Source organism: Rhizobium sp. PAMB 3182 (genome assembly GCF_052908355.1).
In genome coordinates, this window is sequence record NZ_CM128607.1 from 2,115,001 (window position 1) to 2,140,707 (window position 25,707).

The 25,707-nt window shown below is 62.2% G+C and carries 28 protein-coding genes (1 of these 28 only partly in view); 18 read left to right on the forward strand and 10 right to left on the reverse strand.

All coding sequences use genetic code 11. From position 1 onward, the window contains the following. From hrpB to ACU5AZ_RS10415, 3 genes are all read left to right on the forward strand, one after another. Positions 1-961, forward strand: partial view of an ATP-dependent helicase HrpB gene (gene hrpB / locus ACU5AZ_RS10405; protein ID WP_446822319.1) — the final stretch only. 1,505 nt of this gene lie to the left of the window's left edge; 961 of the gene's 2,466 nt are visible here — the last part of the coding sequence; the start codon falls outside the window, past its left edge; it ends in the stop codon at positions 959-961. A gap of 6 nt (positions 962-967) precedes the next feature. Beyond that, positions 968-2,299, forward strand: coding sequence for an ActS/PrrB/RegB family redox-sensitive histidine kinase (locus tag ACU5AZ_RS10410; RefSeq protein ID WP_446822320.1), 1,332 nt, complete (start codon positions 968-970; stop codon positions 2,297-2,299). A 96-nt stretch (positions 2,300-2,395) separates the two neighbouring features. Further along, positions 2,396-2,977, forward strand: a complete 582-nt coding sequence (locus tag ACU5AZ_RS10415) for an ActR/PrrA/RegA family redox response regulator transcription factor (RefSeq protein WP_446825978.1) — start codon at positions 2,396-2,398, stop codon at positions 2,975-2,977. A 2-nt stretch (positions 2,978-2,979) separates the two neighbouring features. On the opposite strand, the gene ACU5AZ_RS10420 is transcribed toward ACU5AZ_RS10415, so the two are convergent. Next, positions 2,980-3,468: an MmcB family DNA repair protein gene (locus ACU5AZ_RS10420; protein WP_446822321.1), complete on the reverse strand. Its 489-nt coding sequence runs from the start codon at positions 3,466-3,468 to the stop codon at positions 2,980-2,982. 194 nt (positions 3,469-3,662) lie between these two features. On the opposite strand from ACU5AZ_RS10420, the gene ACU5AZ_RS10425 reads away from it, so the two are divergent. Further along, positions 3,663-4,322 carry a L,D-transpeptidase gene (locus tag ACU5AZ_RS10425; protein WP_446822322.1) on the forward strand — a complete coding sequence of 220 codons (660 nt, stop codon included), beginning with the start codon at positions 3,663-3,665 and terminating at the stop codon, positions 4,320-4,322. 78 nt (positions 4,323-4,400) lie between these two features. Here ACU5AZ_RS10425 and ACU5AZ_RS10430 read toward each other — a convergent pair whose 3' ends face one another. Both ACU5AZ_RS10430 and ACU5AZ_RS10435 read right to left on the reverse strand, forming a co-directional pair. Next, a complete protein-coding gene (locus tag ACU5AZ_RS10430; RefSeq protein ID WP_446822323.1) occupies positions 4,401-6,557 on the reverse strand; it encodes a malate synthase G in 2,157 nt (718 codons plus the stop codon). 143 nt (positions 6,558-6,700) lie between these two features. Then, complete coding sequence (locus tag ACU5AZ_RS10435) at positions 6,701-8,095, reverse strand: cytochrome P450 (RefSeq protein WP_446822324.1); 1,395 nt, start codon at positions 8,093-8,095, stop codon at positions 6,701-6,703. Between the two features lie 216 nt (positions 8,096-8,311). Here ACU5AZ_RS10435 and ACU5AZ_RS10440 point away from each other — a divergent pair, with 216 nt between their 5' ends. Together ACU5AZ_RS10440 and ACU5AZ_RS10445 are read left to right on the forward strand one after the other, a co-directional pair. Beyond that, positions 8,312-9,421: a serine/threonine-protein kinase gene (locus ACU5AZ_RS10440; protein ID WP_446822325.1), complete on the forward strand. Its 1,110-nt coding sequence runs from the start codon at positions 8,312-8,314 to the stop codon at positions 9,419-9,421. Between the two features lie 120 nt (positions 9,422-9,541). Next, positions 9,542-10,168: a TetR/AcrR family transcriptional regulator gene (locus ACU5AZ_RS10445; protein WP_446825979.1), complete on the forward strand. Its 627-nt coding sequence runs from the start codon at positions 9,542-9,544 to the stop codon at positions 10,166-10,168. Here the strand turns inward: ACU5AZ_RS10445 and ACU5AZ_RS10450 are convergent. From ACU5AZ_RS10450 to hslV, 3 genes are all read right to left on the reverse strand, one after another. After that, complete coding sequence (locus ACU5AZ_RS10450; RefSeq protein WP_446822326.1) at positions 10,165-11,109, reverse strand: DUF1402 family protein; 945 nt, start codon at positions 11,107-11,109, stop codon at positions 10,165-10,167. The genes ACU5AZ_RS10445 and ACU5AZ_RS10450 overlap by 4 nt on opposite strands. Before the next feature lie 213 nt (positions 11,110-11,322). Continuing rightward, positions 11,323-12,633 carry an ATP-dependent protease ATPase subunit HslU gene (hslU, locus tag ACU5AZ_RS10455; RefSeq protein ID WP_446822327.1) on the reverse strand — a complete coding sequence of 437 codons (1,311 nt, stop codon included), beginning with the start codon at positions 12,631-12,633 and terminating at the stop codon, positions 11,323-11,325. A gap of 58 nt (positions 12,634-12,691) precedes the next feature. Next, positions 12,692-13,252, reverse strand: coding sequence for an ATP-dependent protease subunit HslV (hslV, locus tag ACU5AZ_RS10460; RefSeq protein ID WP_261928279.1), 561 nt, complete (start codon positions 13,250-13,252; stop codon positions 12,692-12,694). A gap of 214 nt (positions 13,253-13,466) precedes the next feature. On the opposite strand from hslV, the gene hisB reads away from it, so the two are divergent. From hisB to coaA, 7 genes are read left to right on the forward strand one after another with little or no spacing between them, the layout of a single operon-like run. Next, positions 13,467-14,069 (forward strand): imidazoleglycerol-phosphate dehydratase HisB, encoded by a 603-nt coding sequence (hisB, locus tag ACU5AZ_RS10465; protein WP_446822328.1) that lies wholly within the window; start codon positions 13,467-13,469, stop codon positions 14,067-14,069. Positions 14,070-14,085: 16 nt separating this feature from the next. Then, entirely contained in the window at positions 14,086-14,583 is a 498-nt protein-coding gene (locus ACU5AZ_RS10470) for a DUF2628 domain-containing protein (RefSeq protein WP_446825980.1), read from the forward strand. Between the two features lies 1 nt (position 14,584). Continuing rightward, positions 14,585-15,235 (forward strand): imidazole glycerol phosphate synthase subunit HisH, encoded by a 651-nt coding sequence (hisH, locus tag ACU5AZ_RS10475; RefSeq protein WP_446822329.1) that lies wholly within the window; start codon positions 14,585-14,587, stop codon positions 15,233-15,235. 17 nt (positions 15,236-15,252) lie between these two features. Next, entirely contained in the window at positions 15,253-15,996 is a 744-nt protein-coding gene (gene hisA / locus ACU5AZ_RS10480; protein ID WP_446822330.1) for a 1-(5-phosphoribosyl)-5-[(5-phosphoribosylamino)methylideneamino]imidazole-4-carboxamide isomerase, read from the forward strand. Continuing rightward, positions 15,993-16,769, forward strand: a complete 777-nt coding sequence (hisF, locus tag ACU5AZ_RS10485; RefSeq protein WP_446822331.1) for an imidazole glycerol phosphate synthase subunit HisF — start codon at positions 15,993-15,995, stop codon at positions 16,767-16,769. The genes hisA and hisF overlap by 4 nt, the downstream gene beginning before the upstream one ends. A gap of 9 nt (positions 16,770-16,778) precedes the next feature. After that, entirely contained in the window at positions 16,779-17,093 is a 315-nt protein-coding gene (locus ACU5AZ_RS10490; RefSeq protein ID WP_446822332.1) for a phosphoribosyl-ATP diphosphatase, read from the forward strand. Positions 17,094-17,106: 13 nt separating this feature from the next. Then, positions 17,107-18,090, forward strand: a complete 984-nt coding sequence (coaA, locus tag ACU5AZ_RS10495) for a type I pantothenate kinase (RefSeq protein ID WP_446822333.1) — start codon at positions 17,107-17,109, stop codon at positions 18,088-18,090. 3 nt (positions 18,091-18,093) lie between these two features. On the opposite strand, the gene ACU5AZ_RS10500 is transcribed toward coaA, so the two are convergent. The 4 genes from ACU5AZ_RS10500 to ACU5AZ_RS10515 all read right to left on the reverse strand — a co-directional run bounded on the left by ACU5AZ_RS10500 (position 18,094) and on the right by ACU5AZ_RS10515 (position 21,412). Further along, a complete protein-coding gene (locus tag ACU5AZ_RS10500; protein WP_446822334.1) occupies positions 18,094-18,705 on the reverse strand; it encodes an alpha-ketoglutarate-dependent dioxygenase AlkB family protein in 612 nt (203 codons plus the stop codon). Between the two features lie 29 nt (positions 18,706-18,734). Continuing rightward, positions 18,735-19,187, reverse strand: a complete 453-nt coding sequence (gene lysM / locus ACU5AZ_RS10505) for a peptidoglycan-binding protein LysM (protein ID WP_446822335.1) — start codon at positions 19,185-19,187, stop codon at positions 18,735-18,737. Between the two features lie 72 nt (positions 19,188-19,259). Next, a complete protein-coding gene (gene arfB / locus ACU5AZ_RS10510) occupies positions 19,260-19,694 on the reverse strand; it encodes an alternative ribosome rescue aminoacyl-tRNA hydrolase ArfB (protein WP_446822336.1) in 435 nt (144 codons plus the stop codon). Positions 19,695-19,801: 107 nt separating this feature from the next. Beyond that, on the reverse strand, positions 19,802-21,412 hold the full coding sequence (locus ACU5AZ_RS10515) for a phosphoenolpyruvate carboxykinase (protein ID WP_446822337.1): 1,611 nt from the start codon (positions 21,410-21,412) through the stop codon (positions 19,802-19,804). Between the two features lie 309 nt (positions 21,413-21,721). Here ACU5AZ_RS10515 and ACU5AZ_RS10520 point away from each other — a divergent pair, with 309 nt between their 5' ends. From ACU5AZ_RS10520 to ACU5AZ_RS10540, 5 genes are all read left to right on the forward strand, one after another. Then, positions 21,722-22,444, forward strand: coding sequence for a response regulator transcription factor (locus tag ACU5AZ_RS10520; RefSeq protein WP_261931819.1), 723 nt, complete (start codon positions 21,722-21,724; stop codon positions 22,442-22,444). A gap of 38 nt (positions 22,445-22,482) precedes the next feature. Beyond that, the gene (locus ACU5AZ_RS10525) at positions 22,483-24,351 is read left to right on the forward strand and encodes a stimulus-sensing domain-containing protein (RefSeq protein ID WP_446822338.1); all 1,869 of its coding nucleotides are present in this window, start codon (positions 22,483-22,485) and stop codon (positions 24,349-24,351) included. Then, positions 24,338-24,784: an HPr kinase/phosphorylase gene (locus ACU5AZ_RS10530; protein WP_446822339.1), complete on the forward strand. Its 447-nt coding sequence runs from the start codon at positions 24,338-24,340 to the stop codon at positions 24,782-24,784. Before ACU5AZ_RS10525 ends, ACU5AZ_RS10530 begins: the two co-directional genes overlap by 14 nt. Positions 24,785-24,934: 150 nt before the next feature. Continuing rightward, positions 24,935-25,336, forward strand: a complete 402-nt coding sequence (locus ACU5AZ_RS10535) for a PTS sugar transporter subunit IIA (protein WP_261928293.1) — start codon at positions 24,935-24,937, stop codon at positions 25,334-25,336. Positions 25,337-25,357: 21 nt separating this feature from the next. Beyond that, entirely contained in the window at positions 25,358-25,633 is a 276-nt protein-coding gene (locus ACU5AZ_RS10540; RefSeq protein ID WP_446822340.1) for an HPr family phosphocarrier protein, read from the forward strand. Positions 25,634-25,707 lie beyond the last annotated feature (74 nt).

Consider the following 25,707-nt stretch of genomic DNA (forward strand, 5'->3'; position numbering starts at 1 on the left):
GCCGGGCGCACTTCTTCTGCATGCCTACCCCGACAGGGTGGCGCTGCAGCGCGGCGGACGCGGGCGGTTCGTGCTGGCCAACGGCCGCGGCGCCGAATTGCCGGAGACCGACCGGCTCGCCGGGGCGTCCATGCTGGTTGTGGCCGACCTTACCGGCCGGGCCCAGAGCCCGCGCATTCTGGCCGCCGCCGAGGCGGACCGAAAGCAGATCGAGGCCGAATTTCCCGAACTGATCCGGCGCGAGGACCAGTCCTTCTTCGATGTCGCGAGCCGGCAGGTGCGCGGACGGCGGGTAACAAGGCTCGGGGCGATCATTCTGGACGAATCGCCGCTCCCGCGGCCCACCGGCGAGGCGGCGGCGCGGGGGCTGGCCGACGGCGTTCGGCAATTGGGCACTACCGCCCTGCCCTTCAGCAAGGACGCGATCCAGATCAGGGACAGGATCGCCTTTCTCAGAAAGAGCGGTGACGAGAGCTTTCCGGCGATGGACGACGAGGCACTGCTGGCGCGGCTTGAGGACTGGTTCATCCCCTTCCAGTCCGGGGTCACGAGTTTCGACGGCATTTCATCAGGCAACCTGGCGAAAGGCCTGCTGTCGCTCGTGCCCTATGATAGGAAGGGCGAGCTCGAGCGGCTGGTACCAACGCATTTCACAGCGCCGACGGGGCAGAGCCATCCGATCCGTTATGACGGCGAGGAGCCGGTGCTTTCGATCCGCGTCCAGGAGCTCTTCGGCCTGACCACACATCCGACGATCGGCGGCGGCCGTATACCTCTTCTGCTGGAGCTCTTGTCGCCGGCGCACCGGCTGATCCAGACGACGCGCGACTTGCCGGGCTTCTGGGCCGGCTCGTGGCGGGACGTGCGCGCGGACATGCGCGGGCGGTATCCGAAGCATGTCTGGCCGGACAATCCGGCGGAGGCTTTGCCGACGACACGTGCGAAACCCCGTGCTAAATGAGGTCCCATGACAGCAGTTGAGACAGTGGACGAGCTTTCCGACAAGGGCATGAAGCAATCCGACGATCATTCGAGCCGGCGCCTTCGCCTGCAGACGCTCATCCGGCTGAGATGGCTGGCGATCTGCGGCCAGGGTCTGACCGTCGCGCTCGTGTCGCTCGCCCTCGGGTTTGACATCCCGCTGGTCATGGCCGCCGTCCTGATCGCCAGCCTTGCCGGGCTCAACATGTACCTGACCTTCGGGTTTCCGGCGGCGCACCGACTGACGCCGCGCGCGACGCTGATCGTCCTCAGCTTCGACCTGATCCAGCTTTCGGCGCTTCTCTTCATCACCGGCGGATTGGCCAACCCCTTCGCGCCGCTGATCTGCGTGCCGGTGGTCATCTCGTTCGCCTCGCAGCCGATCCGGCATTCGATGGCGTTGATCGTGATCGCGCTGGCGGCGACAACGATCCTTGCCTTTTCGCCCTTCTCCCTGCCATGGATGCCGGGCGAGGAGATCGCGCTGCATCCGGTGATGCAGCTTGCCGTCTGGAGCGCCATTGCCACAATGATGGGTTTCGCAGCCTTCTATACCCACCGTGTTTCGCGCGAGGCGACCGAGCTCTCCGATGCGCTGACTGCAACCGAACTGGTGCTGCAGCGGCAGAAGCACCTGTCCCAGCTCGACGGACTTGCCGCCGCCGCCGCCCACGAACTCGGGACGCCGCTCGCCACGATCAGCGTCGTCGCCAAGGAAATGGAGCGGGGGCTGGCCAAGGACGATCCGCTGCGCGAGGACGTGATGTTGCTCAGAAGCCAGAGCGAGCGCTGCAGGGACATTCTTCGTCGGCTGACGACGCTGTCGACCGAAGGCGACACGCATATGCGCAACCTGCCGCTGTCGTCGATGATCGAGGAGGTCATAGCGCCGCACCGCGACGCCGGCGTCGACATCATTGTCGTGGAAAAGAGCGAGCGCGCCAAGGAACCGACGGGGATACGCAACGACGCCATTACCTACGGGCTCGGCAATCTGGTGGAGAATGCCGTCGACTATGCGCAAACCGAGGTGACGATTACCGTCGAACACGATGCGGCGCGCATTTCGATCACCATAGAAGACGACGGGGAAGGCTATCCGCCGGACATCCTCGCCCGCATCGGGGAGCCCTATGTCACCAGCCGCAACCGCGATGACATTGCCGGCGGCCTGGGTCTCGGCCTGTTCATCGCCAAGACGCTTCTGGAGCGGTCGGGGGCGAGCCTCAGGTTCGAAAACAAGGCGGAAGACGACCCGGGCGCCCGCATCATCGTCAGCTGGCCGCGCTATCTGATGGAAACGAAAGCGGCAATTTAACTTTACCCGTGCGGCAAAGACACCATATAGACGTTTGAAATTGCCTACTTGTGGCACGCGATGTGAACAGGACCACAGGACATGAGTGAAAAAGACATGAGCCTACCCGCCGGGACCGACGTCGATCCGGACATAAACGACAATCCCATCGGACCGGATGCCTCGCTGCTGATCGTCGATGACGACGGTCCTTTCGTTCGCCGCCTTGCGCGCGCCATGGAAACGCGGGGCTTCGCCGTCGAAATGGCGGAAACGGTCTCCGAAGGCATTGCCAAGACCCGCGCCCATGCGCCGAAATATGCGGTGATCGACCTGCGGCTGAGCGACGGCAACGGGCTGGACGTGATCGAGGCGATCCGCAAGGAGCGCAACGACACCCGCATCATCGTGCTGACGGGCTACGGCAACATCGCCACGGCGGTGAATGCCGTGAAGCTCGGCGCCGTCGATTATCTCGCAAAGCCGGCCGATGCGGATGACGTCTACGCCGCCCTGACCCAACGTCCCGGCGAGAAGGCCGAACTGCCGGAAAATCCGATGTCGGCCGATCGTGTCCGCTGGGAGCATATCCAGCGCGTCTACGAGATGTGCGAACGCAACGTCTCGGAAACCGCCCGCCGGCTCAACATGCACCGCCGCACACTGCAGCGGATTCTGGCCAAGCGCGCGCCGAAATAGCGCTACTCGCCTGTCGGCGTCCTTGCCGCCGCCCATTCCGCCCGCATCAGCCTTTCGGCGGCCGTGCGGGAGAAGTTGAGGGTGATCGCCTTGCGCCGTGACGCCGCAAGGCGACTCTCGGATGCCTCGCGCACGATGTGCGCTCCATAACCGTCCGAAAGGATGAGACCGCAGGCCTCCGGAAAGATCTCCAGCGGCACACCCTTGTGCGTGGCGAAATAGAAGGTGTCGCAGTGGTCGAGATATTCGGGCCATTTGCGGTCGACCCGAAAGTCCTCGATCGAGGTCTTGATCTCGACGATGGTGATGTCGCCCTTGTCCGAAAGGCAGATGAGATCGGCGCGCCGGCCGCCGGCGAGCGAAAGCTCCGGAAGCACAGCCAGCCGCATTTCGTGCATCAGGATCTGCACTCCTCTGCGCACCAGCATCGCACGATCGGACTGGCGACCGTCAAGAAGCGGATTGTCGTTGTGGATGTCGAGTATCGCCATGCGCTCACTTCACATATACGTAATGTTGATTCTTTTGAAATTGTTGCAAAAATGCAATTCACTTTCAATTTGGGGGGCGCTACCAAGTCTAGCGCGTACGGTCGCTCGAAAAACTCGGTTTAACAGAAAATAAACCATACTCGACGATTTTGGCGAAGCCGTATCAATCAGATTCCTTACCAGACGAGACCCCTATGCGCTTTCGCACCGCCCTGACCGCATTCGCCCTGGCTGCCACCCTTGCCGCAGCCGGGTGCTCCACCACCTCGGAGACAGGTGGAACGACGACCGAAACCTCCCAGATCTTCACCAATTCCTACGGCTCGGTTACCGATTCCGGCTACACCCTGCCGGCGATCCCGATCTCGAAGGTGCCGGAACGCTTCCATCGCCAGATCGTCAGCTATCGCACCAGCGAAAAGCCGGGCACGATCATTGTCGATACGCCTTCGCGTTTCCTCTACTATGTGCTGCCCGGCGGCAAGGCCGTTCGTTACGGCATCGGCGTCGGCAAGCAGGGCTTCTCCTGGTCCGGAAACGCTTACGTCGCCTGGAAGCAGGAATGGCCGACCTGGCATCCGCCGAAGGAAATGGCCGTGCGCAAGCCGGAAGTCGCCAAGTATGTCGAGGACGGCATGGGCCCGGGCCTGAGCAACCCGCTCGGTGCACGCGCGCTCTACCTCTTCAACGACCAGGGCCAGGACACGCTCTTCCGCCTTCATGGCACGCCTGAATGGAACTCGATCGGCAAGGCCGTTTCGTCCGGCTGCATCCGCCTGATGAACCAGGACATCATCGACCTCTATTCGCGCGTCACGCCCGGCCGCAACACCAAGGTCATCGTGCAGCAGTAATTGCCGCTTCCGCAAAGACTAAAAAGCCGCCGGTGAGATTGTCTCCCGGCGGCTTTTTCGTTTGAACTTTTGCGATCGTCAGGCGGCCTGGGCCTTCAGCTCCAGGCGGCGGCGGTGCAGCACCGGCTCGGTATAGCCGTTCGGCTGTTCGCGGCCCTTCAGAACCAGGTCGAGAGCGGCCTGGAAGGCGATCGAGGCGTCATAGTCCTTCGCCATCGGCACATAGGCCGGGTCGCCGGCATTCTGGCCATCGACGACGACCGCCATGCGCTTCATGGTCTCGACGATCTGTTCTTGTGTCACGACGCCGTGATGCAGCCAGTTGGCCATATGCTGGGAGGAGATGCGCAGCGTCGCCCGGTCTTCCATCAGTCCGACATTGTTGATGTCCGGCACCTTGGAGCAACCGACGCCCTGGTCGACCCAGCGCACGACGTAGCCGAGAATGCCCTGCGCATTGTTGTCGAGTTCGGCCTGGATTTCCTCCGGCGTCCAGTTCGGACGCGAAGCAACCGGCACGGACAGGATGTCGGACAGTTTCGCACGGTCCCGACCGGCAAGCTTCTTCTGGACGTCGGCGACGTTGATCTTGTGGTAGTGGGTGGCGTGCAGGGTCGCGGCCGTCGGCGACGGCACCCAGGCGGTGTTGGCGCCGGCTTTCGGATGGCCGATCTTCTGCTCGAGCATGGCCGCCATCAGATCCGGCATCGCCCACATGCCCTTGCCGATCTGCGCATGGCCGGACAGACCGCATTCGAGGCCGATGTCGACGTTCCAGTTTTCGTAGGCCGAAATCCAGGCCGCCTGCTTCATGTCGCCCTTGCGGATCATCGGCCCGGCTTCCATCGAGGTGTGGATCTCGTCGCCGGTTCGGTCGAGGAAGCCCGTGTTGATGAAGACGACGCGGGTCCTAGCGGCGCGGATGCATTCCTTGAGGTTGACCGTCGTCCGGCGCTCTTCGTCCATGATGCCCATCTTGATGGTGTCGCGGGCCATCCCGAGCGCATCTTCGACGCGGCTGAAGATCTCGCAGGCAAAGGCAACCTCTTCCGGCCCGTGCATCTTCGGCTTGACGACATACATCGAGCCTTCGCGGGAATTGGCGCGGCGGCCGTTCGGCCCGATGTCGTAGAGTGCGATCAGGGCGGTGATCACCGCGTCCATGATGCCTTCCGGCACCTCGTTGCCGTCCCGGTCGAGGATCGCCGGATTGGTCATCAGGTGACCAACATTGCGCACCAGCATCAGTGAACGACCTTTCAGCGTCGCCTTCTGGTGGTCGGGCGTCAGATAGTCGAGATCGTCATTGAGCTTGCGGGTGAAGGTCTTGCCGCCCTTGGAGACGTCTTCGGTCAGGTCACCACGCATCAGGCCGAGCCAGTTGGCATAGACGGTGACCTTGTCCTCGGCATCCACGGCGGCGACCGAATCCTCGCAATCCATGATCGTGGTGATCGCCGATTCGAGGCCGACATCGGCGATATGGGCCGGATCGTCCTTGCCGATCATGCTGTCCGGGTCGACGAAGACCAGCGTGTGCAGGTTGTTGGTCTTGAAATACAGACGATAGGCCGTGTCGCTTTCGCGCTTGAAGCCGACATATTGCGACGGGTCGGCAAGGCCGGTCTGCCCGGCCTCGGTGTCGACGATGAGCGCACCGTTCTCGAATTCGAACCCCGTGACATCGGCCCATTTGCCGGCGGCAAGCGGCACGCTCTCGTCCAGGAGGCTTTTCGCCCAGGCGATGACACGCGCGCCGCGCTGCGAATCGTACCCTTTGCCCGTCGGCAGGTCGCCGAGCGCATCCGTGCCATAGAGCGCATCATAGAGCGAACCCCAGCGCGCATTGGCGGCGTTCAGCGCATAGCGGGCGTTCATGACCGGCACGACAAGCTGCGGACCGGCGATCGAGGCGATTTCGGGATCGACATTCTTCGTCTCGACCGAGAAATCCGGACCTTCCGGCAGCAGATAGCCGATCTCGCGCAGGAAGCCCTCGTAGACGGCCATGTCGACCGGCGCGCCGTTTTGGCGGTACCAGTCATCGATCCTGGCCTGCAGATCGTCGCGCTTCTTCAGGAGAGCCCGGTTCTTCGGCGCAAGATCATGGACGATCGACGAAAAGGCGGAGAAGAAATGCTCCGCATCGACCCCGGTCCCAGGCAATGCCTGGTCGACCAGAAAGTCATGGAGGGCTTTATCGATCGACAATCCGTTCTTTTCAATCCGGCTCATGCGGTAATCTCCCAGCAGCGGCTATGCGCCGATTTTCGGCATTCTTGGCGATAGTGCCAAATTGCACCGGAAAGACTCGATGTCAATTTTGCAAAAGTTCCAAGGATTTTTTCCATTTTGGAATAAGTTTGATTTTCGCGCTGTCAGCGGGCGGTAATCCGCATCGGTACTCCGCCCTTCGGTTGGGTCGTCAGCCGCTGTACGGGCCAGGGATTCGTCTCAGGTAGCACGTCGAAACGGAAGCGGTGCATGAGCGTCGCCAGGATGATAACCGCCTCCTGCATGGCGAAGGTCGCGCCGATGCAGATGCGCGGGCCGGCGCCGAAGGGCAGGAACTGGAAGCGCCCGATGCGGTCGCGATTTTCCGGCAGGAAGCGCTCGGGCATGAAGGCGCGTGGCTTTTCCCAGTAAAGCGTATGGCGATGGAGCGTCCAGGGCATGATGAGGATGGTGATGCCGGCCGGTATCTCCAGTGTCTTGCCGTCGCCGTCGACCCATGTGTCGGCGTCGATCGCCGCGCGATTGATCGACGGTGCCGGCGGATAGAGCCGAAGGGCTTCCTCAAAGGAGGCGCGGACGTTCGGCATCCGGTCGAGCCAGGTCACCGGCTCGGCACCACTTGCGAGAACCTCGTCGATCTCGCTTTCCATCCGCTCGCGAACGGCGGGCGCATTGCCGATGCAGTAAAGCGTCCATGCGAGCGCACGGGCGGTGGTTTCGTGGCCGGCGCCGATGAAGGTCAGGATGTTGTCGGCGATTTCCTCGTCCGAGAGGCCGTCCGGACCACCGGCTTCCAGCAGCAGCGTAAGGAAATCTTCCGGCACGGATTGCCGGTCGGTCTCCATGCGCGCCCTCCTCGCCTGCATCGTCTGCCGAACGATGTCCCTGAACTTTTCGAGCACCTTTTGACCGCGCCAGCGGCTGACGCGCGGCAACCATGACGGCGCCAGCAGCAGATCGAGCGGGTCGACACGCCCCATCGTCGCGAGCAACTGGTTCACATCCTCGGCAAAGTCATCCGTGACGCTGGCGATCTCGCCGGAAAACAGGGTGTCGGACAGGATGGCGAAGGTGAGCTCGGTCATGTCGACGGCAACATCACGCTGAACTGCCTCGCCGTCTTCGGACCGGTAGCGATCGAGGAAGGCGATCGACTGGCCGAGCATCTGGCTGGCAAAGCCGAACGCGTGGCGTGGCGTGAAAGCGGGCGCCATTGCCTTGCGCGAGCGTTTCCAGACGGGACCTTCCGCCGTCAGCAGGCCGTCCCGGAGGATCGGCCGCAGGATCAACTGCCGGACCGTGGACATGCGATAGTTGGCGGCGTTGTCGACGAGAATATGCCGGATCAGACCGGGATCGTTGACGATGAGGGTCCGCTGGTTGGGAAACTTCGCGTCGATATAGGGCAGCGTATACGACGGCTCGCCCCAGAGTTCGAGCGGGTTGCGGAAGACCGTCTTGATGATTTCCAGCCGGCCGGGCGGCGAGGTCCTGGGAATGGGAGCTGGTGGCTCGAAGGGGTCGGGACGCATGTCCATGGATGTCTTCCTCTTTGCCTCAAGGTTAGGGCATGTGCCCCCGCAGTCAATCGAACAATCCCGGCGCAATTGCGAATGCGGATCCGGTCGGGGCTGCGCGCATTGACGAAACGAAATTACTAATCAAACGATTGACTAGTAACGGCGATTACCATTAGATGGTAATTCTTATTACCAATCCGTACGTCTTGCGACGCAAACCGGCAGACCTCGCTATTGCGTGAGGGCCAATCTCCTTTACGGAGCCGGCAGACACGTTGCGCAATCGTTCATCGACAGGACCGCGACGTGACTGCAATTGCCCCAATTCCAAGCATCGGCCTTCCCCGGTCTCTGCGAGAGGGAGAGACGGTTCTCGAGACATATAAAGTGGTGAAGCGCCTCGGCATCGGCCGGACCGGCGAGGTCTACCAGATGATCAATTGCCAATCTGGTCGCAACGTCGCGATGAAATACGTCCGCGGAGAGACGCAAGGCCGCGAGGCCGCGCAACGCGAAATGAAGGCCCAGACCGCCTGCCGCCACGAGCATGTTGTGGATACGCTGGCCTTCCATCCGCACGATCAATACTCCATGATCGAGATGGAATTCATGGACGACGGCTCGCTTGCCGACACGCTCGCGAGACGTTTCGTTCCCGTCGCGGAATCGGTCGACTATACGCGGCAGATCCTGGCGGCACTGTCGAAAGTCCACAACATAGGGGTGGTGCATCGCGATGTCGGCGCCGAAAATGTCATGCTGTCCGGCGATACCGCCAAGCTGACGGATTTCGGTGCCGCCTTCCACATGCCCACCGGCCGGATGGTTTCCGATCTTGTCTACAAGCCCTATATCCCGCCCGAAACAGCCGCCGGGGACGCCTCGTCGCCCTCCTGGGACATTTTCGATGCCGGGCTGATGCTGCTGCGCAGCGTCAACAACATGGCGAGCTTTCACAAGATCCTGACAGACGCGCGGCAATCGCTGGACAAGGGCAGGAACATCGCGGACCTGATCGGTTTTGCCGACTACGTGCCGGAGCGGATCAGGCGAATCGTCAGAAAAGCGGTCAGCTTCGATCCGCACGACCGTTTTGATTCGGTGACCGAGTTCAAGCGCGCCCTCGACCAGCTGTCTTTCGCGCGCCAATGGGTGCGCGTCGGCGTCGACCGCTGGATATGCGGCGGGGGAGACACTCAGGAAATTCTTGCGTTGCGTCCGGGCGTGTTTCCCGCCCTCATCCACACTGTCGGAAGGAAACGGCAGGCATTCTCGACCTTTCGAAGTGAAAAAGAGGCGCGCAGCCGGATTGCGGCGCTGGTCGCCAAGTCAACGCTCCGCTAGCCGGCACAGACTGCGAAGCGCCGGCCCCCTTCCCCGGTTTGACCCGGAACAGGCTCTTGTCCTACGCTGATCCGGGGTGAGTTTTCGGGGAACAGGATCTTGAGCGACGTGGAAGAGGAAATGCCAGCCGTGCGCGACGAGCGGCGGACGGCGATATTGAACGCGGCTGCGGAGGTCTTTCTCGAGCAGGGCTACGCGGCAGCCAGCATCGATGCCGTGATCGAGAAGGTCGGCGGCTCGAAGCGCAACATATATACACTCTTCGGCAACAAGGAGGGGCTGTTCATCGCCCTGATTTCCCAATGTGCCGAACAGGCGTCCAGCGAGATGTCATTCGAAGGCGCGAGCCACCTGCCGCTCGAGGACGCGCTGCGGCAGTTCGCGCTGCGCTTTCTCAACCTGTTCATGAGCCCGGTGATGGTCGGGGTTTACCGCGGCGTCGTCGGCGAAGCCCATCGCCTGCCGCATCTGGCCGAAGCCTTCTACGAAAACGGGCCGAAAAAAGGGGCTCGGCGTCTGGCCGCGATATTGTCCGCCGCAGCGGCGCGCGGCGACATTCAGGTCGACGACCCGCTTTACACGGCCACACAATTCATCGGCATGTTGCGGTCGAACCTTCACCTGGAGATCGTTCTCGGCCTGAGAGAGCCCCTCAGCCGGGCCGAAATCGACACGGTTGCCGACACGTCTGTCGCGCTGTTCCTGGGCGGCCTGCTGCACCCGGAACCCGCGGCGGCGGCGCCTTAACGCAGAAGACCCTGCAGCTGATCCAGCTTGTCGTTGATGAGCCAGCCGTAATAATTCTCTTCCGGCCAGGCCTTGCCGCCGGATTTCCGCTTTGCCGCCAGCTGGCGCGCGCGATCGCGGGAGGCCCCGAGATTGTACAGCGTGGCGGTGATGCCGGGATTGTCGGAAATGTCGACGCCGGCGATCTTCCGGTAATCGTCGATCGCGGTGCGGATGGTCGCGGCCATGTAGGCCAGCGACTGGTCGGGATCCATGATCGCCTTGTAGACGTCGGCCGCATCGTTCTCGTCGAGCTTCTTGTAGCCGGAAACGCGGTGGACCATGTCGCTCATCATCAGCGCCGTCAGCGGATTGATCTGGCCGAGACCGAAGGTCTGGCCGGCGTAGAAAGGCTGGAAGAAGACGGCGGAGAAGCGGTTGTTCGGAAAGCTCTCGCCATCGACGGTCTTGCCCCGGAACTTTGAATTCCAGACATCTTCCCGGCAGCCCCACAGGTCGTAGGAGCTCATGCCCGCCGTGCATCCGGCAAACTGCGGACGGTCGACGAAATGGTCGACCTTCTCGTCGTTGTAGGCGAAGCGGAAGCTCTCGCCGGCGTAGGAAGCCGCCTTGATGTAATAGGACTGCAGCCGGTCGTAGGCATCGACATTATAGGTATGCTCGCCGACGAGGGCGCCGATCATGTGCATCGGGTCGATGCCGTAGGCCGCGGCCGTCGACTTGATCTTGCCCATCAGCGTGTGGTCGGAAGACAGCAGCGCATAGATCTTGTCGTACTTGTCGTCGAAGCTGGTCCGGCCGGCCTTCGTCCGGCGGACGGACGCGCCCGGGATCGGCGGCTGGGTGGCGTTGCGGTTGCCCGGCGGCACCATGTCGGCTGCGTGGGATGCAAGCGGAAAGCTGGTCAGGGCAATCACGAGTACCGTGCGGAGAAGCTTCACGATCGAATGGTCCTGTAAACGTTGAGCAGATGTCGGTCCCTCGGGTTCCGTTATCGGAAGGCCACAGCAAACATTCTATGCCGTCAAACGTCCGGCATGAAAAGGGACGGCCCCTCCTTAAAGAAAAGGAGAGGCCGTTGTCGAGTGCCAAACGGTCACAGTGCCGTGACGCGGGTTCAAGCCCTTGCGCACATTCGGCTATTTTGCCTGTCGCTACAGGATGTAGCGCGACAGGTCGGTGTCGGCGGCAAGATCGCCGACATGCTTGCGGACATAGGCCTGGTCGATCGTCACGCCGGAACCGGAGCGATCCGGTGCGTTGAAGGAGATCTCGTCGAGCACACGCTCCATCACGGTCTGCAGGCGGCGCGCGCCGATGTTCTCGACCGTCGCGTTCAGATGAACCGCGACATCGGCCAGCGCATCGATGGCGTCCTCGGTGAAGTCGAGCGCCACCTCTTCGGTATCCATCAGCGCCTTGTACTGGCGGATGAGGCTTGCCTCCGTCTCCGTCAGGATACGGCGGAAATCCTCCTTGGTCAGCGGCTTCAGCTCGACGCGGATCGGCAGGCGGCCCTGCAGCTCCGGCAACAGGTCCGACGGCTTGGATACGTGGAAGGCGCCCGAAGCGATGAACAGCACGTGGTCGGTCTTGACCGGGCCATACTTGGTCGAAACGGTCGTGCCTTCGACGAGCGGCAGCAGGTCACGCTGCACGCCTTCGCGCGATACGCCGGCGCCCATGCCGCCGTCACGGGCGGCGATCTTGTCGATTTCGTCGAGGAAGACGATGCCGTCGTCCTCGACGGCACGGATCGCTTCACGCTGGATCACCTCGTTGTCGATCAGCTTGTCGGATTCGTCGCGGATCAGGTCACCATAGGAGGCCTTGACCGTCGTGCGGAGCTTTTTCTTCGCGCCGCCCATCGCCTTGCCAAACAGATCGGAGAGATTCAGCACACCGATATTGGCGCCCGGCATGCCCGGAACCTCGAAGCCCGGCATGCCGCCGGTGCCTGTCTCGGCGATCTCGATGTCGATTTCCTTGTCGTCCAGTTCGCCGGCGCGCAGCTTCTTGCGGAAGCTTTCCCGGGTGGCCGGAGACGCGGTCGCGCCGACCAGCGCGTCGAGCACGCGCTCTTCCGCGTTCTGGTGTGCCTTTGCCTCTACCTCGGCGCGCTTCTTTTCGCGCACCAAGCCGATGCCGACCTCGACGAGGTCGCGGATGATCTGTTCGACGTCACGGCCGACATAGCCGACCTCGGTGAACTTCGTCGCCTCGACCTTGATGAAGGGCGCGCCGGCAAGCTTGGCGAGGCGCCTGGAAATCTCGGTCTTGCCGACACCGGTCGGGCCGATCATCAGGATGTTCTTCGGCATGACCTCGTCACGCAGGTCGGGTTCCAGCTGCTGGCGCCGCCAGCGGTTTCTGAGCGCGATCGCCACGGCCCGCTTGGCCTCGTGCTGGCCGATGATGAAACGGTCGAGTTCGGAAACGATCTCGCGGGGGGAAAAATTGGTCATGAAAACCTCTTTCAGACAGGCGCGGGGCTTCCGCACCCAAGGTTGACGCCTGCCCCGATCAGGCGGCGTCGAGCGTTTCTACGATGATGTTGTTGTTGGTGTAGACGCAGATCTCGGCGGCGATCTCCATGGCGCGGCGGGCGATCTCGTCGGCCGGAAGGTCGGTGCCCATCAGCGCGCGTGCGGCCGCATAGGCGTAATTGCCGCCCGAGCCGATCGCCATCGTGCCATGTTCGGGTTCCAGCACATCGCCATTGCCGGTCACGGCAAGGGTGATGGTTTCGTCCGCGACCAGCATCATGGCCTCGAGGTTGCGCAGATACTTGTCGGTTCGCCAGTCCTTGGCGAGCTCGACCGCGGCGCGCATCAGCTGGCCCGGATACTGCTCGAGCTTCTTCTCGAGCCTTTCGAGAAGGGTGAAGGCATCCGCGGTGGCGCCGGCAAAACCGGCAATGACGTTGCCGCCCTTGCCGATGCGGCGCACCTTGCGGGCATTGCCCTTCATGACGGTCTGGCCGAGCGAGACCTGGCCGTCGCCGGCCATCACCACCTTGTCGCCCTTGCGCACGGTGATGATGGTTGTGGCGTGCATTGTTCCAAACGGATTGTGTTCACTCATATGACACCCTTGTACCGGTGTTCATCGCTATGGATACCGGTTTTGCTGTTCCGAATATGAGAGCCTATGTAAGCCGCCTTGCCACGATTGCAATCGCGGCGCGGTCAAATGCGGCCGGGGAGCGGTCCCCTGCGGCTTTTTGCGACGGTCCTTCTGGATATTTGCCGGTGCGCCTGTTATTGAGCGGCGATATTTTCCTTGTCGGAGCAGAGAGATGGCAGAAACCGGCCGCATCGCCAGCGTCAAGCGGACGACCAACGAGACCTCCGTTTCCGTATCCGTCAATATCGACGGCACGGGATCCGCGAAGATTTCGACGGGTGTCGGCTTCTTCGACCACATGCTCGACCAGCTGTCGCGACACTCGCTGATCGACATGGAGATCGAGGTCAAGGGCGACCTGCATATCGACGATCACCACACCGTCGAAGACACCGGCATCGCGCTTGGCCAGGCGATTTCGAAGGCGCTCGGCGACCGACGCGGCATTGCCCGTTACGCCTCGCTCGACCTCGTGATGGACGAGACGATGACGAAGGCCGGCGTCGACCTGTCCGGCCGGCCCTTCCTCGTCTGGAACGTCGCCTTCTCGGCGCCGAAGATCGGCACGTTCGACACGGAACTGGTGCGCGAATTCTTCCAGGCTTTCGCGCAGAATGCCGGCATCACGCTGCATGTGCTGAACCATTACGGCGCCAACAACCATCATATCGCCGAGACCTGCTTCAAGGCGGTGGCACGGACGTTGCGGACGGCAACGGAGATCGACCCCCGCCAACAGGGCCGCGTTCCTTCGACAAAGGGAACGCTTGTTTGAACCTGCCGCAATCCGGGTGGGACAGCGAATGGCAAGTTATATCGTTCTGACATCGCCGGATGGCCTGGACAGGGATCACGCCTTGACGAAGGTGATCCGCGACAGTTTCAGCCTCACGGCCTTCCTGGTGCCGGCACTCTGGCTTTACGCGCATCGTCTGTGGATTGCGGGCTCGATCGCCCTCGTTTTGCAGGTGGTCGCACTTCAGCTGTTCGGCATCAGCGGTTTCGGATGGGCGGGTCTTGCCCTTCTGCTGACGGTCTCGCTGGTCGCGGCCCTTGAGGGCCGGATGCACTATATCCGGCTGCTTGAGGCCGATGGCTGGAAACTCAGCGATATCGTCACGGCCCGCAATCTCGGCGACGCGGAAGCGATCTATTTCGCCGGCTTACAAGATGGCGGAAATCCGCCCCCGGCCGCGGCCCGTCCGGCCATGCCGCCGTCGAACACACGCCCGCGAGCATCCGAGCCAGGCCTGTTCGGCTTTTATGATCCTGAAGGAGGACGCAACTGACATGCGCGTCGCAATCATTGACTACGGCTCCGGCAATCTGCGTTCGGCCACCAAGGCCTTCGAGCGCGCCGCCCGCGAAGCCGGCATCCCCGCCGAGATAGACCTCACCGACAAGGCCGATCGCGTGGCGAGCGCCGACCGGATCGTGCTGCCTGGTGTTGGCGCCTATGCCGACTGCCGCGCCGGGCTCGACGCCGTGCCGGGCATGCACGAGGCGATCGTCGACGTGGTCGAAAACAAGGCCCGCCCCTTCCTCGGCATCTGTGTCGGCATGCAGCTGATGTCGTCGCGAGGGCTGGAAAAGACGATCACCACGGGTTTCGGCTGGATCAAGGGCGACGTCGTGGAGATGACCCCCGGCGATCCGGCGTTGAAGATCCCGCAGATCGGCTGGAACACGCTGAACCTCAACCGCCCGCACCCGCTCTTTGACGGTATTCCGACCGGTCCCGACGGACTGCACGCCTATTTCGTGCACTCCTACCACCTGGCCGCCGAGAACGCCGAGGACGTCATCGCCACGACCGACTACGGCGGGCCGATGACCGCCTTCGTCGGCCGCGACAACATGGCCGGCTCTCAGTTCCACCCGGAAAAGAGCCAGAAGCTCGGCCTCGCGCTGATCACCAACTTCCTGCGCTGGGCGCCCTGACAGACGGATATCCGACCATGATCCTTTTCCCCGCAATCGACCTCAAGGACGGCCAGTGCGTGCGCCTGAAGCTTGGCGACATGGACCAGGCGACCGTCTACAATCCCGATCCGGCTCAGCAGGCGAAAGCCTTCGAGGACCAGGGCTTTGAATGGCTGCATGTGGTCGACCTCAACGGCGCGTTTGCCGGCGAGACGGTCAATGGCGCCGCGGTCGACGCGATCCTGAAGGCGACGAAGAACCCGGTCCAGCTTGGCGGCGGCATCCGCACGCTCAACCACATCGAAAACTGGCTGTCGCGCGGCCTGTCGCGCGTCATTCTCGGCACCGTCGCAGTGCGCGATCCGGCGCTGGTCATCGAGGCTTGCAAAAAGTTTCCCGGCAAGGTCGCCGTCGGCATCGACGCCAAGGGTGGCAAGGTTGCGGTCGAGGGCTGGGCGGAAGCCTCCGAACTCGGCGTGATCGAGCTTGCGAAGAAATTCGAGGGCGCAGGCGTCGCGGCGATCATCTACACCGACATCGACCGCGACGGCATCCTGACCGGCATCAACTGGGACTCGACGCTGGAGCTGGCCGATGCCGTCTCCATTCCGGTGATCGCATCCGGCGGCCTCGCCTCGCTCGACGACATACGCCGCATGATCGAGCCCGATGCCGCCAAGCTCGAAGGTGCGATTTCCGGCCGGGCGCTCTATGATGGGCGCATCGATCCGGCCGAGGCGCTGAAACTGATCCGTGACGCGAAGGAACTGGCCCGATGACCCTCAAAGCCCGCGTGATCCCCTGCCTGGACGTGAAAGACGGCCGTGTCGTCAAGGGCGTCAATTTCGTCGACCTGATCGATGCCGGCGATCCGGTCGAATCGGCCCGCGCCTATGATGCCGCCGGCGCCGACGAACTCTGCTTCCTCGACATCACCGCTTCCTCCGACAATCGCGATACGATCTTCGACGTCGTCCAGCGCACCGCCGAGCATTGCTTCATGCCGCTGACGGTCGGCGGCGGTGTTCGTGCGATTGCCGACATCCGCAAACTGCTGCTCTGCGGCGCCGACAAGGTCTCGATCAATTCGGCGGCGGTCAACAATCCCGATTTCGTGGCCGAAGCCGCCGACAAGTTCGGCAACCAGTGCATCGTCGTCTCGATCGACGCCAAGAAGGTCTCCAAGACCGGCGAAACGGATCGCTGGGAAATCTTCACCCATGGGGGCCGCAATCCGACCGGCATCGATGCCGTCGAGTTCGCCGGCAAGATGGTCGAGCGCGGCGCCGGCGAACTGCTGGTGACCTCGATGGATCGGGACGGCACCAAGAGCGGCTACGATATCGCGCTGACACGCACCATCGCCGACAGCGTTCGCGTTCCGGTGGTCGCGTCGGGCGGTGTCGGCACGCTCGACGATCTCGTTGCCGGGGTGAAGGACGGTCATGCGACGGCTGTTCTCGCCGCCTCGATCTTCCACTTCGGGACGTATTCCATCGCCGAAGCCAAGCGCTATATGTCCGACAGCGGCATCGCCATGCGGCTCGATTAGGAGAGTTCGATGACCACCTTCACGCTAGCCGATCTGGAGGCGATCGTCGCCAAGCGAGCGAACGCCTCTCCCGACGAGTCCTGGACCGCGAAACTCGCCGCTGCCGGCCAGACGAAAGCGGCCAAGAAGCTCGGCGAAGAGGCCGTGGAAACCGTCATCGCCGCCATCAGCCAGGACCGCAAGAATCTGGTCGATGAAAGTGCTGATTTGCTTTATCACCTGCTGGTCGTGTTGAAGATTGCAGACATTCCGCTTGAGGACGTTCTGGCCGAGCTCGAACGGCGGACTGCGCAATCGGGCTTGCAGGAAAAGGCTAGCCGATAAGGGAAGGACGCGCATGGACAGCGCCGAGTCGGTTGAGTTTCTCGACCATTTCAAGGAGAGCCAGTACTCTCCCTACCGTTTCTTCACCTCGGACGAATGGGCAAAGTTCAGGGCCGACACGCCGCTGACGCTGTCCGCCGACGAAGTGAACCGGCTGCGTTCGCTCAACGACCCGATCGATCTCGCGGAAGTGCGGCGCATCTATCTGTCGCTGTCACGGCTGCTCTCCGCCCATGTCGAATCGTCCCAGCTGCTTTTCCAGCAGCGCTCGAGCTTCCTGAACTTCAAGGCCGACGTCAAAACGCCCTTCATCATCGGCATTGCCGGTTCCGTGGCGGTCGGAAAATCGACCACTGCCCGTATCCTGAAGGAATTGCTCGCCCGCTGGCCGTCGAGCCCGAAGGTGGATCTCATCACAACCGACGGCTTCCTGCATCCGAACGCCTACCTGCAGGCCAACGGCATGATGGATCGCAAGGGTTTTCCGGAAAGCTACGACATCGGCGCCATCCTGCGCTTCCTCTCCGGCATCAAGGCGGGCCGGCCGAACGTCAAGGCGCCCTGCTATTCGCACTTGGTCTACGATGTCATTCCGGACCAGTTCATCACCATCGACAGGCCGGACATCCTGATCTTCGAGGGCATCAACGTGCTGCAGTCGCGCGACCTGCCCGCAGATGGCAAGATGGTCCCGATCGTCTCCGACTTCTTCGATTTCTCGATCTACATCGATGCCGACGAGGAACTCATTCACACCTGGTACGTGGAGCGCTTCATGCGGTTGCGCGACACGGCCTTCCGCGATCCGACGTCCTACTTCCACCGCTACGCATCGATCGGTGCGGACGAGGCGCTGAAGATCGCCGAGGGCCTGTGGGCCAACACGAATCTCAAAAACCTGCACCAGAACATCCTGCCGACCCGGCCGCGCGCCGATCTCATCCTGCAGAAGGGCAAGGATCATCTGGTTGAGAAAGTGGCGCTTAGAAAGCTCTGAGCCTCAAGGGTTCACGCGCCGCATGGTCAGGTTGATGCGTCCGCCGTTCTTGAGCAGCCCCGACGTGTCGGGATAAATGCGGTCAACCCCGTGGAAATTCAGACGGCCCTCGCCGCCGATGATCACAGCGTCGCCGCTTTCCAGCCGAAAGGATACGGTCCTGTCGTTGCGATTCTTGCCACCAACGCGGAAAAGGCAGGCGTTGCCAAGCGACAGCGACAGGACGGGCGCCGACAAATCCTTCTCGTCCCGGTCCTGGTGAAGCCCCATCTTCGCGTCGTCGGTGTAATAGTTGACCAGGCAGGCTTCTGGCTCCTGCGCATATCCGGAAAGCTCCGACCATATATCAAGCAGCACCTGTGGCATGGCCGGCCACGGCTTTCCGGTCGCCGGATGCGTCGGCTGGTAGCGGTATCCCCGCTCCTTGTCGGTCACCCAGCCGAGAGGACCGCAATTGGTCATGCGCACCGACATCGGCTTTCCGGTCTTCGGCATGGTCGGCACGAACAGAGGTGCCTCTGCCACCACCGCGCGGATTTCCTCGAGAACGGCTTCCTGCCGTTCCCGATCGAGATAGCTCGGTATGTGTCGGATGCCTTTCGGCAAAACCAGCATGAGGCGACCTCATCCGGACTGGTATAGGCTCAGTCCAGCGGCGGAATACGCAGAACCTGGCCTGGATAGATCTTGTCCGGATGGCTCAGCATCGGCTTGTTGGCTTCGAAAATGACCGTATTCTTGGCGCCCTTCCCCTTGCCATACTGATGCTCGGCAATTTTCCAGAGATTGTCGCCTTTCTTGACCGTGTAGAAAACAGGCTCTGCCGCCTCTGCGCTTCCGACCTTGAGATCGGCGGCTTCCACTGACGAGATGCCAAGCGTGTTGCCAACCGCGACCACTGCCTTCTCGAAGATGGACTGGTCCTTGACCTCGCCCTTCAGCACGACCTTGTCGTCGACGACCGTCACGTCCACCTTGTCGGTGCCCAGGCCGTGCGACTCCAGTTCCTTCTTCACCGCTTCCGCGTCAGGCGACTCGTCGTCTCCGCCGATGCCAAGCTTCTTGCCGGCGCTCTTGATAAAGCTGAACAGACCCATCGTTTCACTCCCTGGTTCTTACGCCATTGCAGTTGAATGGAGCAGGCCTCAAATTACAAGCCCCTTCCGGTCTCAATCCGTCCCTGGTGCGCCGCGCAGCTTCTTCACCTCTGACCGTCCGGCCTTGGCCTTCAGCCGCCGCTCGATCGATCCCTTCGTCGGCTTGGTCTTCTTGCGGCGCGGCGGCGGTGGCGCGGCGGCCTGGAGGATCAGTTCCTTCAATCGCTCGCGCGCGTCTTCGCGGTTGCGCTCCTGGCTGCGAAAGCGGTTGGCCTCGATCATCAGCACGCCATCCTTGGACATGCGGCGGCCGGCGAGCTTCACCGCATTCGCCTTGACCCGCTCCGGCAGCGAGGGCGAGCCCTGCAGATGAAAGAAAAGCTGGACGGCGGTCGACACCTTGTTGACGTTCTGACCGCCCGGCCCACCGGCCAGCACGAATTGTTCGCTCAGCTCCCAGCCGGCGATGACGATATGGTCGTTGATGTGGAGCGGTGCGCTTGCCATGAGATCGTCGTCCTTCCGGCCGATCTATTCCACAGCAACGGCAAAATGAAAACCCGGCCGCGAGCGATCGCGGCCGGGTCCTGTCCTCCCGAGACTTTTTGTTCAGATCATTCCGCCGCGATGGCGAGGACCGGGGCAGCGCTGGCCACTTCACCGCTGACGTGATCCTCGAACTTGGCGAAGTTCTCGATGAACATCGTCACCAGCTTGCGGGCCTGAGCGTCATAGGCCTCACCGTCGGCCCAGGTCGAGCGTGGATCAAGTATCTTCGTGTCCACGCCACTGGCCGCAACCGGAACGGCGAAGCCGAAGTTCGGATCCGTGCGGAACTCCGCCGACTTCAGTTCACCCGACAGGGCTGCGGTCAGCAGGGCGCGGGTGGCCTTGATCGGCATGCGGCTGCCGACACCGTAGGCACCACCGGTCCAGCCAGTGTTGACCAGCCAGCAATCGACGCCGTGCTCGGCGATCAGATCCTTGAGCAGGTTGCCGTATTCGGTCGGATGACGCGGCATGAAGGGTGCGCCGAAGCAGGTCGAGAAGGTCGCTTCCGGTTCCGTCACGCCCTTTTCCGTGCCGGCGACCTTGGCGGTGTAGCCGGACAGGAAGTGGTACATGGCCTGCTCGGGCGTCAGCTTGGCGATCGGCGGCAGCACGCCGAAGGCATCCGCCGTCAGCATGATGATCGTCTTCGGATGGCTGGCGCGGCCGGTTTCCGATGCATTCGGAATGTAATGCAACGGGTAAGCGCAGCGGGTGTTCTCGGTCAGCGATCCGTCGTTGAAATCCGGAACGCCGTTCTCGTCGAGCACCACATTTTCCAGAACGGTGCCGAAGCGCTTCGTCGTGGCGTAGATTTCCGGCTCGGCCTCGGCCGAGAGGCGGATCGTCTTGGCGTAGCAGCCACCTTCGAAGTTGAAGATGCCGGCCTTGCCCCAGCCATGCTCGTCATCGCCGATCAGGGTGCGCGACGGATCGGCCGAAAGCGTCGTCTTGCCGGTGCCCGAAAGACCGAAGAAGACCGCGCTGTCGCCGTTCGGGCCTTCATTGGCCGAGCAATGCATCGGCATAACGCCCTTTTCCGGCAGGAGGTAGTTGAGGACGGTGAAGACCGACTTCTTGATCTCGCCGGCATAGGACGTGCCGCCAATCAGAACCAGTCCGTTGGACAGGTCGCAGGCGATCACCGTCTCGGTGCGGCAGCCGTGGCGTTCCGGATCGGCCTTGAAGCTCGGCAGGTCGATGATCGTCAGCTTGGCAACGAAATCTTCCAGCGCTTCCGTTTCCGGACGGATCAGGAGGTTGCGGATGAACAGCGAATGCCAGGCAAGCTCCGTGATGACCCGCGTCGGCAGGGCATTTTCCGGATCGGCGCCGCCAACGAGATCCTGCACGAACAGGGTCTTCTTGCGGACGTGGGCCAGCATGTCCTGATGCAGGCGGTCGAAATGGGCCGGCGTCATCGGCTTGTTGTTGTCCCACCAGATCTTGTCGGCGGTGTGCTCGTCCTTGACGACGAACTTGTCCTTCGCGGAACGGCCGGTGTGCTGGCCGGTCAGGGCCCGAACCGCGCCGTCGGCCGTCAGAACGGCCTCCTCGCGGCTGATAGCCTCGTCGACGAGCTGGCGTTCGCTATAATTATAAAAAACATGCGCGGCATCTCCCAGGCCGATGTTCGCGATGCTTCTTACCGGGTTGCGAATCCCTTTCTCCTCCATGGCTCCATTCCTTTGCTGCGAGTTGCGGAATTAAAATTTTCCGGACAATTAGTCGTTGTTTTCTCGCCTGGCAACCCAAACGCCTCAAAAAAGTCAACGTAATCAATATATTAATCGATTTAAAAATTTTCTATTCCATTTTAATCGGTTAAAACAGATACCCTTTCCGGCTGTTAAAACATTTATTCCACACCTGGATCGACGCCTGCCCTTCCCGTTTGCCACAATTTGTTCCACCTTTATCCCCACATACCCTCCGTCCTAGTCGAAACAGCCGGAGGATTGACCCATATGGCGGAGAAAATTGGCATGCAGACGATCGCGCTCGTGGATGACGACCGCAATATCCTGACCTCGGTGTCCATTGCGCTCGAGGCTGAAGGCTATCGCGTCGAAACCTATACGGATGGCGCATCGGCGCTGGACGGCCTTCTGGCGCGCCCGCCGCAGCTGGCCATCTTCGACATCAAGATGCCGCGCATGGACGGCATGGAGCTTTTGAGACGGCTTCGGCAGAAGTCGGACCTTCCGGTGATCTTCCTCACCTCGAAGGACGAGGAGATCGATGAACTCTTCGGCCTGAAAATGGGCGCGGACGATTTCATCACCAAGCCCTTCTCGCAGCGTCTGCTGGTCGAACGCGTCAAGGCGATCCTGCGGCGCACGGCAAGCCGTGAGGCCGGCGCTGCCGCGGCAACGGCGAAACCCGGCCAGACCGAGCTTGCCCGGTCGCTCGAGCGCGGGCAGCTGGTGATGGACCAGGAGCGCCATACCTGCACCTGGAAGGGCGAGGCCGTGACGCTGACCGTCACCGAATTCCTCATCCTGCATTCGCTGGCACAACGCCCCGGTGTCGTCAAAAGCCGCGATGCGTTGATGGACGCCGCCTATGACGAACAGGTCTATGTCGACGACCGCACCATCGACAGCCACATCAAGCGGCTGCGCAAGAAATTCAAGATGGTCGATACGGAATTTGATATGATTGAAACTCTTTACGGTGTGGGCTACCGGTTCCGCGAAGCCGCGTAAGCCCGACCAGGCCGCCGGAGCGGCGAAGGGGTTCTTTGATGTCGGAAGTACTGTCCGGTGCCAGCAACACGGACGAAAGGCCGCGGGAGCGGCCTGAGGAATTGACAACCGCAGCCACGCCGGATGGCGATGATTTTGAGAGAGACAGCCGCCCAGGCAGGGGCGGCGGTCGCCTCTGGTCGCGCCCTTTCGTGCTCACCCGGCGAATTTTCGGCAACGCGGTCTTCTCCAGCCTCACGCGCCGCATCCTGTTCTTCAACCTCGTCGCGCTCGGCGTTCTCGTCGGCGGCATCATGTACCTCAACCAGTTCCGCGAGGGGCTGATCGATGCCCGCGTGGAAAGCCTGCTGACGCAGGGCGAGATCATCGCCGCGGCGGTCTCGGCATCGGCCTCGGTCGACACCAATTCGATCACCGTCGATCCGAAGAAACTGCTCGAACTGCAGGCCGGCGAGAGCATCACCCCGGTGCCGAACGACGAGGACCTGCAGTTTCCGATCGATCCCGAACGGGTCGCCCCGGTCCTCAGGCGGCTGATCTCGCCGACCCGCACCCGCGCCCGCATCTTCGATGCCGACGCCAGCCTGATCCTCGATTCGCGCCATCTTTACACTCGCGGCCAGGTGCTGCGCTTCGACCTACCGCCGGTCGAGGCCGAGCAGGTCGACTGGTGGGAGATGCTTTATAACTGGGTGAACCGCCTGCTGCAGCCGAGTAACCTGCCACTCTACAAGGAAACCCCCGGCGGCGACGGATCTATCTATCCGGAAGTGATGAACGCGTTGACCGGCGTTCGCGGCACCGTGGTGCGCGTCACCGAAAAGGGCGAGCTGATCGTCTCGGTGGCCGTGCCGATCCAGCGCTTTCGGGCCGTTCTCGGCGTGCTGCTGCTCTCCACGCAAGCCGGCGACATCGACAAGATCGTGCAGGCCGAGCGCATGGCGATTCTGCGCGTCTTCGGCGTGACGACGCTGGTGACGATGGTGCTGTCGCTGCTTCTCTCCTCGACGATCGCCAATCCGCTCCGCCGGCTTTCGGCAGCGGCGATCCGGGTGCGCCGGGGCGGTGCGAAGGAGCGCGAGGAAATCCCGGACTTCTCCTATCGCCAGGATGAAATCGGCAACCTCTCGATCGCACTCAGGGAAATGACATCGGCCCTCTATGACCGGATCGACGCGATCGAGAGCTTTGCCGCCGATGTCAGCCATGAGCTGAAGAACCCGCTGACCTCGCTTAGAAGCGCCGTCGAGACGCTGCCGCTCGCCCGTAATGAACAATCAAAGGAACGCCTGCTGGAGATCATCCAGCACGACGTTCGCCGTCTCGACCGGCTGATCAGCGACATTTCCGACGCCTCGCGGCTGGATGCCGAGCTGGCGCGCACGGATGCGCAGGACGTCAACCTCGAGCAGCTGCTCGCCGATCTCGTCGAGGTTTCCCGGCAGATCCGCGCCTCGAAGAAAGCCGTCCGGCTGACATTCGAGGTCGACCGGCGGCATGCGACCGGCAAGGATGCCTTCATCATCCAGGGCCATGACCTCAGAATCGGCCAGATCGTCACGAACCTCATCGAAAACGCGCGGTCATTCGTTCCGGAAACGGAAGGGCATATCGCGGTCAAGCTGATGCGGCGCAAGACGGATTGCGTGATCCAGGTGCAGGACAACGGACCCGGTATCCAGGCCGAGAACATCGACCGGATCTTTGAACGCTTCTACACCGACAGGCCGGAAAGCGAAGGTTTCGGCCAGAACTCCGGCCTCGGTCTGTCGATCAGCCGGCAGATCGCCGAGGCGCATGGCGGCTCGCTGAGAGCGGAAAACGTTACCGAAGAGAAGAGCGGCCGGATCATCGGCGCACGCTTCATCCTGACCATGCCGACCGGCGAGAAGAATGACCGGCGCTGAGACCAACATCCACGCAACGGCGATCATCGCCGGTCGCACCGGCCTGCTTTTCGTCGGTCCTTCCGGGTTGGGAAAGTCGTCCATGGCATCTGCCTGCCTGGCCGAGGGCCGCGGCCTGGGCCTCTACACCGCGCTGATTGCCGACGACCAGGTCATGGTCCGCCGCTTTGGCGACCGGCTCGTGGCGCGGGCGCCGGAGAGCATTGCCGGCCGGATGGAATTGCGCGGAAGCGGCATCGTTTCTGTCGAGACGATCGATGCCGCCATCCTGCGTTTCGTGATCATGCCGGTCGACGCTATGGCCTGCGAACGGCTGCCGGAGGACGGCGAGAGGATGACGGTGCACGACGGCGTGTCACTGCCGCTGCTGCGCATCCCGTTGCAGGCAAGCCATCCGCTGGTGCGAATACAATCTCTCACCGGCGATTTGTAGCAGGACCGCGTGAAACACCTGCAGACGGACGCCGATTTTGTTTTTTTGTCTTGCACTTCGGCTTTTGATCGACAAGATGAGCACCCACCGGCGGGAAACGGGCCATTTGTGGCCCGCGGCGGATGCAGAGTGCCACAGGAGCAGTTGTAGATGATCGGACTTGTGCTTGTCACACATGGCAAGCTGGCAGAAGAATTTCGGCATGCAGTCGAGCATGTCGTGGGTCCACAGAATCTCATCGAGACAGTGTCGATCGGTCCGGAAGACGACATGGACCAGCGGCGGCAGGATATCCTGGATGCAGTCCATCAGGCCAATGAAGGCAATGGTGTCATCATCCTCACCGACATGTTCGGGGGTACGCCGTCGAATCTGGCAATCTCCGTGATGGACAGCGGCCGCGTCGAAGTCATCGCCGGGGTGAACCTTCCTATGCTGATCAAGCTCGCCGGCGTTCGTGGCGAAAACGACATGGAAAAGGCTCTGGCCGAAGCGTCCGATGCCGGCCGGAAATACATCAACGTGGCCAGCCGTGTCTTGAGCGGCAAATAGTCGGAAACTGGCGCAACATCCATGGCTGCGATCACCAAGGAACTGCAGATCATCAACAAGCGCGGTCTGCACGCGCGAGCGTCGGCGAAATTCGTCCAGACCGTCGAAGCCTTCGATGCGGCGATCACCGTCTCCAAGGACGGCATGACGGTCGGCGGCACCTCGATCATGGGGCTGATGATGCTGGCGGCGAGCCCCGGCTGTTGCGTCGTCGTCACCGCCGACGGCAACCAGGCGGACGAGGCCATGCAGGCGCTTGAGGCGCTCGTTGGCAACCGCTTCGGCGAGGAAATGTAAAGCCTCCGCAGACCATATAAAGACTTCTTTATATCCTTATTGCTATCATGCCCGAAGTGCGGTAAACCGCATGC